Consider the following 13,971-nt stretch of genomic DNA (forward strand, 5'->3'; position numbering starts at 1 on the left):
GTTCCCCCTATCCCGATCATGCAGCCCCCAATTGCCTCAGGTCGTGCCGGACGCACGGCATGAATCTCTGTCGAAATTAACCGCTTGACTAACGAAGGCCAACACTGGACTTCGATTCAACTCCAATTTTCATCGGTTTAGCGTCGCATTTTATTCAAATTTCCAGTAGCGGACACAGCGCACTGAGCCGCCAAACTGTTCCCAAACGCCTCCTACTTGGTTTTTAAGTTGGCAATGCCGCCTAAGCAGAGAATCTGAAAGTCTGGTTGGGTAGCTCTCTTCTCGCAGCGGTCGGGTGGGCAAGTCTACTTGGTTTAGCGGAACTGAATTGACTTAAGTATCGATTTTCATGGGGTCGATCTTCTAAACGGCATTGGGCTGGACTGATCTTGTCATCGCACCTGAAAGAACGGAAATGCCAAGTACTGGCCGATAGGCTGTATCGTTCTCTCGCTCAACTTGATAACAGAGAAACGACCCGATCAGTTTCGGGCCTTCGTCGTGACTGCCGCGGCAACTGGATTACAAGAGAAAGACCTGTTGGGCAGGATTGCGTATTTACCGCTGTCAGTGACCCTGATGCAATGTCATCTTCGATCAAACACAAGTGCCCCATCAAAATGCCGGCGCCCGCCTTTGCCTCTTCGACCGCGAGGCTATAGAGCGAAAACTGAGGGCCGCTATTTTCGTCGCGCATATGAAAACCATTGCTTTGCAACCACTTGGGCCAATCACCTTTCCAAGTCTGATCGTGTAGCAGTGGAACATCTTGAAAACCATTTGGGCGTTGCGCGCGCAACAAAACTGTAGGCGCGCAAACTGGGGTAATCTCATCTTCACAGACGACAATTTGATTTGGTGACCCGTCAGGCAAAGCAAAGAATATCGACAGGTCGAAAAGTTCGCGCGAGAGGCCTGGTGGTGTTTCCAATGCGGTGACAGAAAAATTGATGTTCGGAAGTTGCGCTCTTATCCGGCGAAGCCGTTTGGGAAGCCAAAGTTGAGCAACTGCGGGCAGAGCTGCGATGTGAAATTCCGCCTTGGGCTGGAGGTTCCGCAAAGCTCGTGCGGCATCGGCCAAGCGATCAAACGCCTCGTTAAAGTCAGCAATAAGCAACTGCCCTTCTCGTGTGAGTTCAACTCCTTGGGCATTACGGCGGAATAGCGGCGTTCCAGCCCAACCCTCCAAGGCTTTGACATGTTGAGAGATCGCCCCTGGTGTGACGTTCAACTCTTCGGCCGCTGCAACAAAGCTGACATGACGCGCCGCTGACTCAAAGGCGCGCATTGCGTTCAGAGGAGGCCCCTTGGGGCGTTTCGGAGCAACGCTCATCTTACTAGCCATAGTTTTTCTACGCCAAGAAATAGCAAATCTGCTTTGCGATGTCACGCGACAGCCGTCAATGTTGGAAAAACAGGAGAACGTCAGATGACACTTGCACAAAGAGATTGGGTGCCTGCCGCAAGCGAAACCTTGATTCAGGACATCGCTACAAAGTCCGCGTCGACAACGTCGGGCGATCTTTTGGCCCGGCTTGAGCATCTGGCAGAAGAAAACCTCCGCATTCACGAACAAGAGTGCTTTAACCTCAACCCGGCAACGAATGTGATGAACCCCAAGGCCGAGGCGCTTTTGTCATCGGGAATTGGGTCACGGCCTTCGTTGGGCTACCCCGGTGACAAATATGAAATGGGTTTGGAAGCGATTGAAGAAATCGAAGTCATCGCAGCAGAGCTTTGCGCCGAGGTTTTTGATGCCCAGTTTGCCGAAGTTCGGGTGCCCTCAGGTGCAATTGCCAACTTGTATGGCTTTATGGCGACTTGCCAACCCGGCGACACTATTATTGCTCCGCCCGCATCAATCGGCGGGCATGTGACCCATCATTCGTCCGGCTGTGCTGGGTTATTTGGTTTGCGCACCGTCGAGGCTCCGGTCAACGCTGATGGCTACACCGTTGATCTGGACCATTTGCGTGACCTGGCCAGAGCCGAGCGACCCAAATTGATCACGATTGGCGGTAGTTTGAACCTTTTTGAACATCCCGTAGCCGAAGTACGCGCAATTGCGGATGACACCGGCGCCAAGGTCATGTTCGACGCCGCCCATCAGTGCGGCATCATTGCTGGGCGCGCGTGGTCCAACCCATTGAACGAAGGTGCCCACTTCATGACGATGAGCACCTACAAGAGCCTTGGTGGTCCGGCTGGAGGATTGATCGTATCCAATGACGCCGAAATAGCGAAAGCGCTGGATGCCATTGCCTTCCCGGGTATGACAGCCAATTTCGATGCCGCCAAAACAGCCGCGCTTGCGGTAACCATGCTGGATTGGAAAGACTTTGGGCAGGCCTACGCAAACGAGATGATCGCTATGTCTAAATCACTTGCCAAAGCACTTGATGCGCATGGCGTGCCAGTCTTCGCCGGGACAAATGGCTTTACCAACTCGCACCAATTTGCAGTTTTGGCATCACCTTTCGGCGGCGGTCAGACGGCATCCAAACAGTTGCGAAAAAGCGGATTCCTCGCATGCGGTATCGGATTGCCCACGAAACCCGTTGAGGGCGATATGAACGGTCTTCGGATCGGTACACCCGAATTGGTTCGCTGGGGTATGACTTCGGATGATGCAGAGCGTTTGGCTTATTTGATCAAGCGAGGCCTGAACGCAGAGCAAATTCTGCCTGAGGTCTCCGCCTGGCGTGGTGAGTTTAACAGGCTGCACTTCGTGAACTGATCAGAACGCAACCACATGAAGCGTGCCTCCGTATGACTGCGCTTTCTGCAAGCCGATAAGTCAAATGTATTCGGTCGGTGGTTGCTGTGACTCAGAGCGAATAAGTTAACTAGGGTAATTGGACGAACGCTGCCAATGCGTAGCGACACTGGGTATTTCGTTCGGAAACCCAGTTGCGCGGACTGCCGACCCACTGACTAGGACCCAAAACACGAGGCCATTCGCTTAGTCCGGAAGCCCGGCATCTCGAAGCACGTTCATCACACGGTCGAGCGCTGCCGGATCCTTATACGGCTGGCTCTTGGCATAGTCGGACAAACGAAACGTAGGATCAATCGTGATGACTTCATCGGCAATTCGCCGTGCTGCGTCCCGTTCCGATGCTAGCCCATAATCACTGCAGAGAATGACGCGAGCGTCATTGTTCCTAGGATTTATCCTCAATGACTCTTTTGCCGCCGGAATCGAAAGCGCAACATCCCCGCAGTCCCGGTAAGCGGCAGCGAGAATGTCAATCAGCCATGCAGGATACACTTTCTCAAGATTAAGGGCTTCTTTCACACTCTGAACCGCTGAATGCGCGTCACCGCAGTAGTTCAACACAAGCCCATGCAAAGCGTGAGCCAAAGGGCAGCTGGCCCGAAGCCTTGCTCCGGTTTTACACAGCGCCAAAGCCTCTTCATACCTGCCTTCAAGCAGCAGCAGATGTCCAAATACGGCATGGCCAATACCATTATTGTCTTCGTATTCCATTGCTTTTTGCGCCCAACTGGCCGCCAATTTCATGGATCTGGCCCCGGGGTCGGTCCAGAAAAAGAAACCGTCAATCCAGTGTGTAACCGAAACGTAGCTCGGACCGACGACCGAGTCCGGCTGAACGCGGTATAGTTCTTCAAACAAACCACGAGCAATTGCATTGTCTTCCGGGTTCAATTCATAGAAGTGGCTTGCGCCTCGGTAATAGTACTCCACCGCTTCCGGACTGTTGAGTTTCCCGAACCAAATTCGGTTCCGTTCGTTTGTCGCCAGTTCAATGTTAAGCGCAGAGATAATCTGACGGGTGATTTCATCCTGAACCTGAAAAATGTCATCAAGAACGTGATCATAGCGTTGTGCGAAAATCGTTTGCCCTATTTCGACATCAGTGAGTTGAACCGTGACCCGAATACGGTTCCCTGCCTGCTGAACAGCACCCTCTAGGATGTAGCGTGCCCCAAACTCGGCGCCCACCGTTGGCGCAGACACGTCCTTTCCACGATAAGAATTCAGGGCCGGCGCGTGAACCAGAAAGAGCCCCGAAAGCTGCGTCAATGTAGCCGAAATACCGAATCTGAGGCCATCCGCCAGATAGTCTTTGTTTGGTTCGGACCCCATGAATTTGAAAGGGATAATCGCGATGCAAGGTCGCTCTGGCGGGTCAAATTCAAGGCCGGTTGAATTTCTCTGAGACGTTTCCCCATTCGTCTCTTCGACGGACACGCGGTAGGTACGTATGTAGCCTTCGATATTCTTAAGAGTTTTCTCCCCGTCAAACTCCACTGTATTCGTAATTTTTCCGGCAACCTGGTCGTATATCGTCCCGGAGATCAAAATACCCCCGGCATCAGCTAATGCTTCGAGCCGCGACGCGATGTTTACGGCATCGCCTAAAAGGTTTTCACCTTCCACCATCACGTCACCCAGATTTATGCCAATACGAAAACGCATGACGCGTTCTTCCGGAAAGCCGGAGTTGCTCTTCTGTATGCCGCTTTGGATTTCAACAGCGCAGCGTACTGCCTCTACCGGACTTGGGAACTCAACTATCACGCTGTCGCCAGCCGATCCAAACACGCGCCCATTGTGGCTAGAAACTAAAAAATCGATAATCTCGCGGTGATCCCTAAGCGTTCGAAGGGTCGCTTCCTCGTCCGCATCCATTAGACGGCTGAAACCAACTGCGTCAGCTGCAAGTATTGTCGTGAGCCTTCGTTGAACTTGGTCGTCTGTCATCTTCCGGATTCCCCCGGACAAGATCCTGTATCGCCATTTTATGTTTCGACGGCCTGTGAGTCCATTGATGTGGGGCCGAACCGGTTTCTGCCTTCGTATGAAGCGCTCAACGAGGAAACGTCGGTGAAACCGCGTTCTGCAGACGTGATTGGGTTAACAATGCGCCGTTTGCCGCTGCGAATGTACACTGTAGTTGTTCAATAAAGCGAATTTGTCATGAAAACTGCGATAAAATTATGCAGCTTGGGTGATGGATGATAATTTTAGCCAGTTGTTATTTTTTACGAGTTGAAGATGGTAAGTCTAGGCAAATGGAAACAGTTCCCATCAGAATGGCTTCTCGCGAAGCCTTTCTCGATTGGGCTTTTATCTCCGATATCTTTCAAAGCTGTTGTTGAAATAGTGGGACCAATATGCGTCCTGGCAGTTTTGCTTGCCTATGGCCTTCAAAGAGCGTCTGCCGCTAACTACGCATCTGTTCTTATGTGAAACTGACCAGTTTCATTATTTACACGAAATCAAATAGGCCACCGAGCCGGAGATGACGCCGTCTAGCTTCAACATAGAATGTTGTTGTAAAGTAAACTCGACGCAGAAACGCAACTGCGCCGAGCCTGTTTAACACTATTAATTGATCCAGCCGTTCACGACATCCATATTTTCGGCCACCCAGTTTTCGGCGACATCCCTTGGATCTTCTTCATCACGACCGATTTGCAGGATCCACTGGTTTACGACAGCGGGATCAAGCTGCATTTGACTGAGGAACTTTGCGACCGGTGGGTTCCGGTCTTCAAGCGACTTGGAATACGCAACATAGATCATCGCGTCTGAACTCGCGCAGTCAAACTTTGACGTCTCCAGCCAGTCTTCGGCATCGAGATTGTGGTCTTCGCAGCCCTCGTAGCGCTCGGGTTCTCCGATAGGTGAAATTTCGTAAGCCGCGTGCACCCATTCTGGGTTCCAGTAGTAAAACAGGATCGGCTGTTCGCGTTGGATTGCGGTCTTTAACTGAGCCTTGAAAGTCGCATCAGGCAAGATTTCCGGCTCCCACAGCTCGTCAAGGCCATAGTCCTTAAACTTCACCTGCCACATGCGGGTGGATTTCCAACCGGCATCTCCGGCCCAGTACTCGCCCTTCCCGTTACCATCCTTATCGAACATCGCGGCAATCTCGGGCTTTTTGAGGTCATCGACCGTAGCAACCTGGTCAGCAAGGTACGACGGCACACACATCATCTGCGTTCCAAGGTAGGGTTGGTTTACACCAACTGTTTTCGCGCCGTCGACGTACTGGTCCCAGATACCCTGACGGTTTGGCATCCATAGATCAGTATAAACGTCAACCGAGCCGTCGCCCTTGTCCATACCAGCAGCGATGACCGAGCCGTCACTCAGACCTTCGACAATCTCGGCCTCGCTGCCAAGAGGCCCCTCGATTACGGCTTGGATGACATGGCCGATTGCGGTTGCACCAGTCCAGGTTAAATCGCCAATCTTGACTGTCTCTTGCGCCGAGGCTCCTCCGGCTGTGCAGAGCGCCACGGCGGCGACAAGGTTTGTCATTGGTTTCATGCTTCTCCCTTTCGATATGTCGCGCATTGGGCGCGGTTTACTGGCGAGTTGTATTCGCCTTTTGCACCACCCGGTCGATCATCATCGCGAGTAGGGCAATTCCAACGCCAGCCAGAATGCCCCGGCCGGTTTCAGTGTTCTCAAGCGCCTCGGTAACGATGTAGCCCATGCCGCCCGCACCAATCAGAGCAGCGACCACCACCATTGACAGAGACATCATCACCACTTGGTTGATGCCGGTCATGATAGAGGGCAATGCCAGCGGCAACTCGACTTTCGTTAAAAGCTGTCTGGGGTTAGCCCCAAAGGCCAGCGCGGCCTCCTTCGTGCTTTCGCCAACTTGCCGGATGCCAAGCGCAGTCAGGCGCACCATGGGTGGCATCGCGAATATGACAGTTGCTAGAATTCCAGGAGGCTTGCCAATGGAAAAGAATGCGATGGCCGGAAGCAAATAGACGAAGGATGGAATTGTTTGCATCACATCAAGTATGGGCGTCATGATCGCGTGGCCTCTTTGAGATTTGCCGACCCAAATACCAAGCGGCAGACCCACGACGACGCAGATGATCGATGCCGCAAGAACCAGTGACAGTGTATCCATCGCCGTCTGCCAGAACCCAAATAAAGCCAGATAGACAAGTGATGCAGCCACGAAAATTGTTACCCGCAGACCGGCCATCTTGTAAGCCATCCAAAGGAGCACACCCATGGTGATCGGCCAGGGCGTACCGACAGTGACCGAAGAAATCGCGCTGAGCATACCGCGCAGAAACTTGGTGATACCGTCAAAAAGGAAACCGTAAAAAACGGTCAAATATGCAATGCCGTCGTCGATTATCTGACTGACATAGGTGTTCAGGTTGATCGGTGGTGCGTCTTCGCGTGCTGGTTCGCGCAGAACGATACGATCTCCGTTTTCGTCGCGTGGAAAGGTGATCTTGTCTGGTCGTTCTATCCAAAGAAGCGTCGGGAATTCGCCAATCACAGCGCAATCGAATTTGTTCTTGAAGCTAACCTCTTCTCCCCCAGCGATGGCGCGGGTTTGCTTGATACAGGTCCGTTCATCCGGCGCGAACTGGGTTGAACGATAGAGCATTAGCGGCACGACCAGCAGCACGATCAGGCCAGCAAGGACAAGGCGGCTTTTTTCAACGCCATTGTTGACAGTGTGATCGACCCGCCAGCGCTCATACTGCCGTGCATAGAAACGGTCAGCTATCCAACCAAATAGCAACCGGCCTAGGAAAAAGACCAGAATTGCGCCGATCAGGCTGGATTGGCTCCAGCCTTCGTAACGTTCAACCAGAAAGTCCTTGTCTGCGTTGTCTGCGGCGGCTTTGGAATATTTAAAGACAAGCGCCAGGTTAACCGCGACGATCAGGTCGATTACGAAACCGATGACGAAAAGCTACCAATTGCCACGCAAAGCGGCCCAGACAAAGCTTCCAAGCGTTGCGGCTTTGTTGACGTGCCAGCGGCCCAGCACGTTTTTTTGGATTTTCAAAAAGGTGTCGGCATAGTACGCGCCGTTTGGGCCGGCAAATTCCAGGAAGGGTTTGCGAAGCTCCTGTTCGGTTGCCATAATCTCAGACCTCTCCCTTAATTCCGTGCAAAAGCGAGTCCTTCGTGACAACGCCTACTGGCTTGCTATCGTCCATGATGATGATTGGGTTTTCCTGATCGACGGCCAGCGACACCAAAATATCAAGGTTGTCTTCGGGCCCGGCTGTTGGACAATCCGATACGGGTGGCAGTTCCCGCCCATTCGTCTCGTATGCTGCGACCGGTTGCATCACTGTATGGGCGAAAACCAACTTCAATTTTGAGATTCCAGCCACGAAGTCAGCGACATAGTCATCCGCTGGTTTGGTCACGATCTCTTCAGGAGATCCGGTCTGTACAATCTCGCCATCTTTCATGATGGCAATACGGCTGCCCATGCGGATCGCTTCGTCCAGATCGTGAGTGATAAAAAGCGTGGTCTTTTTCATCGTCTTTGACAGTTCGAGGAATTCGTCCTGCAGACCGCGCCGGATCAGCGGGTCCAGCGCGCTGAACGGCTCATCCATTAAAAGGATATCCGGGTCCGCAGCCATGGCGCGGGCTAACCCTACTCGTTGCTGCATTCCGCCTGACAGCTCGCTTGGAAGGCGATCGCCGTAGCCTTCGAGATGCACAAGCTCGATGACCCGTTCAGCATGCTGTGCGCGGGTGAAGGCATCAACATTTCGCAGCTCAAGCGCAAAAGCCACGTTGTCGCGCACGGTGCGATGCGGCAGAAGCGCCATGTTCTGGAATACCATTCCGATCTTGTCGGCACGCAGGATTCGAAGCTGTTCTGCGTCAAGCTCACCGACGTTCACACCGTTTATCAGTATCTCGCCGCCGGTTGGTTCGATAAGCCGGTTTATGTGCCGGACTAGAGTCGATTTGCCCGAACCCGAAAGACCCATGATGCAGAAAATCTCTCCTTCTCCAACCGAGATTGAGACATCTTTAACCCCGACTACCGCCTGATAGCGCTCCAGCACCTCAGCTTTCGAAAGGTTTTCCCGGCGCACCGCTTCCATAGCCTCTGCTGCCCGGTCGCCAAAGATTTTCCAGACATTCCGCGTGACGACCACGCCTTCATTTTTCATGTTGTTCACGCGCGCGCCTTTTCTCGTTTGGGATCAAGAAACGGGATGTCGACGACCTGCGCCGGTAGCCGTTTCATGTGACCGTCAAGCTTCCCGACCTCCAACTCCGTTCCGATGTCGGCAGTTTCAACAGCCACCCGTGCCATCGCGATGGCATGCCCTAACTGGGGAGAGAAACAACCACTGGTTATTATGCCAACCTGCTCTCGCCCGATGAAAACTGCATCGCCATGCAAAGGTGGTTCATTACCCGTAAGGTGAAGTCCGACAAGCTTTCGCCGCACGGCGCCGGCATTCCGTTCCAGCGCAGCGCGACCTATAAATTCGGGCTTCTTGAAGTCCACCGCAAAGCCTAGCCCGGATTCCATCGCGTCAGCATCGGGCCCAAACTCGGCACCCGCGATCATCAGGCCGGCTTCTATGCGGAGCATTTCAAGGGCCTGCCCGCCCATCGGGACCAACCCGTGCGGCGAACCGGCTTCCATTAATCCGTCCCAAATCTCTACAGCGTCGTTTCGGTCGCAAAACAGCTCATAGCCAAGCTCTCCGGTGAACCCCGTCCGGCAAAGCATGAACATCGGCCCGTCACGGTCACGAAGCCGCGCTACCGTGAAACCGAACCATTTGAGATTCTCGAGCGAAGGGCGTGATGGTTGGGTAAAGACGATATCCTTTAGGATATCGCGGGATTTCGGCCCCTGAATGGCAAGATTCACCATGCGATCACCGGGTGAGAGAACGCGCGCATTCAAACCCAGGTGTTTTGCTTTCTCCCGCAGGTGCAAAGCAGAATTGTCCGACCCACAGCACCAGCGAAAGGCGGTGTCCTCAAGCCGGAAAAGTGTACCGTCATCCAATACTGATCCGCGCTCGTCGCACATCAGGGCATAGCATCCGCGATGAACCGACAGCTTTGATACATCTCGCGTCAGGCATGCTTGCAAAAGGTCAAGTGCGTCCGGCCCTACTATGTCGAACTTGCGCAAACCTGACATATCCTGAAGAGTCGCTGCGCGTTTGCAGGCCCAGTATTCTTCAACTGCGCCGGTGGCGTCGTATTGCGTTGGCATCCAAAGATCGCGAGAGACGTGAAAAGACGACGTCAGCTTCGACGTCCGTGGATGAAACGCGGAATGTGCTGTCATTTTCACTGCGTCCTCGGGGTTGGCACGCCAAGCAACAGAGTGCGTGATCGTGCTGTTTTTCTCATAAACTCGAACGTGCACGTCGGTTGGGTTCCACCCGTTGATGGGGTCGACATCGTCTGGACACGCCGTCGAAACGCAGACGAGATCAGTCAGGGCTTGCATCGCAACGTAGTCGCCGGGGCGTGACCATGCTTCGTCACTGGCGATCGCGTTATCTGCCCAGTCAATCCACGAGTTGAAGAAGAAGTTTATTGCCGGCCATGCTCGTCTGCGGCCTATACCGAAGGGCTCGAAGGCGTCGCTAATGTTGTCTGAACAATTCAGGTGTCCGGGAAAACCACGCTCTTCGTACCCGCGCGCAGTACACGCAAGCGCAAACGTGTCATGCCGCCCGACGGTGTCCTGCCTAACCGCCAGAAGTGGCTTGATATCCTGATCGAAGAATTTGTCGTGCAAACCCGGAAGCGGATAAGCGCTGCGGGCCATGGTTCGAGAGACTGTCGAGTCGATATATCGTTCTATACCGGCATCAAGCGTATCAGCTCTCATCGCCATAAAGTCGGAACATTGCTGGCCCTCAACATCGATCACCTGTATGAACTGCCCTTTATTGACAGAATACGCTCTTGCCGTACCTCGTGTGACCCGCCATTCATCGACGATTTTACCAAGTGGTTCCGGCAGAGATGCTCTTTCAATTTGGTTTTCGGGCAGTTTGACCTCGACACGAAATGCGCCACCACCACCGGTTTCAATAAAACCCGGCGTCACCGGAGCTATTATGAAGACTCTGGCAGACTGCCGCATCCTGAAGATGTAATTTTCACCTGCTTCCGTCGAAGATTCGAAGATTTGGATGCCGCGCGACGTGTCAAGGCTTCCGCCCCGTGAAGTGACGAGCTCACTCATCATTCGATTGTCATAGTTCGCGGTTTCCAATGGTTCCGACAATTCGCCCGGCACATCCAACGACGAAATGCCAAAGATCGGCTCGTCATCAGAAAGTGCGGTCAACCATGCCCGAGCGCCACCATCGACTTGAGTGATCGACACAACGGCGTCTTTTGGAACACGCAGTGTCCCGGCCTCACCAAAACCAACGTCCAGCCGCATAGTGCCTGGCTGCTTAAGCCCGGAATATCGGCGTCTTAGGACTTGCTGATCCGCTGGAACATTCAGCATGTTTCTTGCAGTGTTGGAGACATATCTCTTTGTACCTTCACTAGAGCTCCGCTTTGTAACCGGTTACATTTTTGGGTAAAACTTTAACACGAGCATCTTGAATTCTTTAGAAATTGACATGTAACCGGTTTCAATGAACATAATTTGAAAGGATTCGTCAAATTAATTTGGAGCTGGGCATTAGCAAGATGAGAAAACCGCCGGGCAGGATCAGAGACGTAGCCAAAGAAACAGGTCTTTCGATTGCCACGATCTCTCGGGTGATGAACGGTTCGAAAAGCGTAAGTCCTAAAACCCGAAAGCGTGTACTTGAAGCATGCGAGCGGCTGGATTACCTCCCGAATCCCGCAGCTCGCGCACTTTCAACAAACAAGTCCAATACGATCGCAGCCATTATCCCAACAATTGAGCATTCCGTCTTTGCGAAGTTTATAGCCGGAATCGAACAAGCGCTTGGTACACGGGGCTATTCACTGGTCCTAGCCATATCAAACGGCGAAGACGAAGAAGAGTTGAAGGCAGCCCGCAAGCTTCTCGGCATGGGTGCCGAGGCATTTATCCTAAGCGGTGCAGCTCACAGCAAAGAGTTGCTGGATATGTTCCTAAGAAGGCAGGTGCCGATCGCGTTCACCTCGATTTGGGACCCGAACCTCAAAATTCCAACTATTGGCTACGACAACAGCAAACTTGCCGCCGAGGCGGTCCGCTATCTGGCATCTCTAGGTCACCAAAGGATTGCAATTTTTCATGGCCCGCTGAAAACCAGCGACCGAACGTTGGCGCGGCGTCAAGGAGCAGAAACAGTAAATACACCTTTAGTCGAGCTGGAGTTCCACGAGACCGAACTCAGCGTATCGGGTGGCCGCGTAGCGGTACGCGAGGTGTTACATGGCAAGGTAAGGCCTACAGCCGTATTGTGTTTCTCTGATGTTTTGGCGCTCGGAGTTTATTTTGGGTTGAGAGAAGCCGGGCTAGAGGTTCCTGACGATATGTCAGTCATGGGGTTCGACAATCTGGACTGGGCAAAGGAAACACACCCCCCGTTGACCACCATCAACCTTCCCGCAGCCGAAATGGGTAAGGCAGTTGCCACGCAGATCATGGACCACCTTGAGACAGGCGTTCCGCTGCATCGAGAAAATCTGGATGCAGAAATTGTCAGACGGTCTTCGGTGAAAGAAATAAAATGACCTATTTCGACAGCGCGAATTGAGCGCCTAAAGCCTCGAATGACTGCCGTTGAGGCGTAGAAGCGTTATTTGAAGTTGAGGGATCACATCCGGTGACGCGTCCTCACAGAAATGAGGGGCACTACTAAGAGGCCTTTTTCTTCCTTTCCCGCGCAATCGAGCCGCTCGATTTTTTCAGCTCTGAAAACTACATGGGGTATCAGCGCGATGCCCACTTGATCGACGTCTGCAATCAACGCTCACATCTCGAGATTTGGTCATACCCAGTTTGCCAAAATCTCGGGGAACCGTCGGACGATGGCGACGGCAGTTTCACCACCAAAATCTTTATGACACTACGGCAACTTTAGGTGATTTCCTTTCCCAGTTTGGATAATTCAAAGAAATCAATAGCCATCCACTTTGTGACCAAAAAAAACCTTGGTCACTTCCTCGATTATATCCCATTCCAACCGCGTTCCGTCACGTACGAACAAACTTTCTCCTGCTCGCAGGACACATACTTCGCCGCTAATTTTGTTCGTCAACTGGCATCGTCCAGATAATATCGTCATAAGCTCATCGCCCTGCTCTGTGCATTCGAACACGCCCCTGGAGCAGCGCCAGATACCGGCCCGTGTCGTATCTCCGGGCCCACCAGCGTCAAGCCGACCTGACGCATATGGATTGCCAGAAACGATACGGTAGGCACTTTTAGGGTTGTCAAACGGCCAAGGTTCAAGAGCGCCAACATTATCGCCAAGTATGTATTTAATCATTTGTCTTCCGCCGAGCCATCACGTGGTGCATGACAAGATTAAGCACCTCGACGTCGTTCTGGTTGTACGTCTGATAGCGGAACCGGACAGTTCCCCGATCTGGCTTTGAGCGAGATGGAGTGAGCAACTCGACCGTGATACGCGCGCGAAGCGTGTCGCCCGGAAATACGGGTGCGAGCCACCGCACCTCGTCCATGCCGTGGCCTCCCAGGTTGGTGCCGGTTAGCACACCAGTGTCACGAAACAGTCGGAAGGTGAGAGCTATTGTTTGAAAGCCACTTGCAACGACGCCACCGAAAATCGAATCCGTCGCCGCTACTTTGTTCACGTGGAATGGTTGAGGGTCATACGTGAGTGCGAAGTCGATTATAGAGCCTTCGGTAAGCGTAATCCCACCGGTATCAAAAACATCACCAACTGATAGATCGTCAAAGTATTTGCCGCTAATCATCTCGAAATAATAGGTAAATAGCAACTTGCTCGTCAATGCGGAACCTTATGAGTCGTCCGAGGGCCAGACGATGTAACAACCGCAGCGAACGTTTGGTCCGCGCCAAAATCAGACAGTAGACGAAAATAGGGTCGATTATTCGTGGTGGGTGCTGCAAACGAAACCGGGTGTAACGATAACGCGGCTGGTATTTAGCAAAGCCCAATACCCACTTTCGACCAGGCTGCCGTCTGGAAACATTCGAAAAACTATAACGCTGCTGCCGCTTTCCCCAAAGCGCTCTGATCTGTGACACGTTG

At 52.8% G+C, this 13,971-nt stretch carries 11 protein-coding genes; 2 read left to right on the plus strand and 9 right to left on the minus strand.

Annotated elements, in window-relative coordinates:
• Positions 1-454: 454 nt before the first annotated feature.
• A complete protein-coding gene (locus AC2FNE_RS09520) occupies positions 455-1,345 on the minus strand; it encodes a LysR family transcriptional regulator (protein ID WP_496805244.1) in 891 nt (296 codons plus the stop codon).
• An 84-nt stretch (positions 1,346-1,429) separates the two neighbouring features.
• On the opposite strand from AC2FNE_RS09520, the gene glyA reads away from it, so the two are divergent.
• The gene (gene glyA / locus AC2FNE_RS09525) at positions 1,430-2,737 is read left to right on the plus strand and encodes a serine hydroxymethyltransferase (protein WP_496805245.1); all 1,308 of its coding nucleotides are present in this window, start codon (positions 1,430-1,432) and stop codon (positions 2,735-2,737) included.
• 225 nt (positions 2,738-2,962) lie between these two features.
• On the opposite strand, the gene AC2FNE_RS09530 is transcribed toward glyA, so the two are convergent.
• From AC2FNE_RS09530 to AC2FNE_RS09555, 6 genes are all read right to left on the minus strand, one after another.
• On the minus strand, positions 2,963-4,729 hold the full coding sequence (locus AC2FNE_RS09530; RefSeq protein ID WP_496805246.1) for an adenylate/guanylate cyclase domain-containing protein: 1,767 nt from the start codon (positions 4,727-4,729) through the stop codon (positions 2,963-2,965).
• 627 nt (positions 4,730-5,356) lie between these two features.
• Positions 5,357-6,304 carry an ABC transporter substrate-binding protein gene (locus tag AC2FNE_RS09535; protein ID WP_496805247.1) on the minus strand — a complete coding sequence of 316 codons (948 nt, stop codon included), beginning with the start codon at positions 6,302-6,304 and terminating at the stop codon, positions 5,357-5,359.
• A 37-nt stretch (positions 6,305-6,341) separates the two neighbouring features.
• Positions 6,342-7,538, minus strand: a complete 1,197-nt coding sequence (locus AC2FNE_RS09540) for an ABC transporter permease (RefSeq protein WP_496805248.1) — start codon at positions 7,536-7,538, stop codon at positions 6,342-6,344.
• Between the two features lie 174 nt (positions 7,539-7,712).
• Complete coding sequence (locus AC2FNE_RS09545; protein ID WP_496805249.1) at positions 7,713-7,886, minus strand: hypothetical protein; 174 nt, start codon at positions 7,884-7,886, stop codon at positions 7,713-7,715.
• Positions 7,887-7,890: 4 nt separating this feature from the next.
• A complete protein-coding gene (locus AC2FNE_RS09550) occupies positions 7,891-8,943 on the minus strand; it encodes a quaternary amine ABC transporter ATP-binding protein (protein WP_170603703.1) in 1,053 nt (350 codons plus the stop codon).
• A 5-nt stretch (positions 8,944-8,948) separates the two neighbouring features.
• On the minus strand, positions 8,949-11,273 hold the full coding sequence (locus AC2FNE_RS09555; RefSeq protein ID WP_254442552.1) for a DUF1989 domain-containing protein: 2,325 nt from the start codon (positions 11,271-11,273) through the stop codon (positions 8,949-8,951).
• A gap of 188 nt (positions 11,274-11,461) precedes the next feature.
• On the opposite strand from AC2FNE_RS09555, the gene AC2FNE_RS09560 reads away from it, so the two are divergent.
• On the plus strand, positions 11,462-12,463 hold the full coding sequence (locus AC2FNE_RS09560) for a LacI family DNA-binding transcriptional regulator (protein ID WP_496805250.1): 1,002 nt from the start codon (positions 11,462-11,464) through the stop codon (positions 12,461-12,463).
• Between the two features lie 386 nt (positions 12,464-12,849).
• Here AC2FNE_RS09560 and AC2FNE_RS09565 read toward each other — a convergent pair whose 3' ends face one another.
• Together AC2FNE_RS09565 and AC2FNE_RS09570 are read right to left on the minus strand one after the other, a co-directional pair.
• Positions 12,850-13,221 (minus strand): cupin domain-containing protein, encoded by a 372-nt coding sequence (locus AC2FNE_RS09565; protein WP_170477077.1) that lies wholly within the window; start codon positions 13,219-13,221, stop codon positions 12,850-12,852.
• Entirely contained in the window at positions 13,214-13,708 is a 495-nt protein-coding gene (locus tag AC2FNE_RS09570; protein WP_217362348.1) for a MaoC family dehydratase, read from the minus strand. The genes AC2FNE_RS09565 and AC2FNE_RS09570 overlap by 8 nt, the downstream gene beginning before the upstream one ends.
• Positions 13,709-13,971: the final 263 nt, after the last annotated feature.

This window comes from Ruegeria sp. YKSD179 (genome assembly GCF_059612885.1).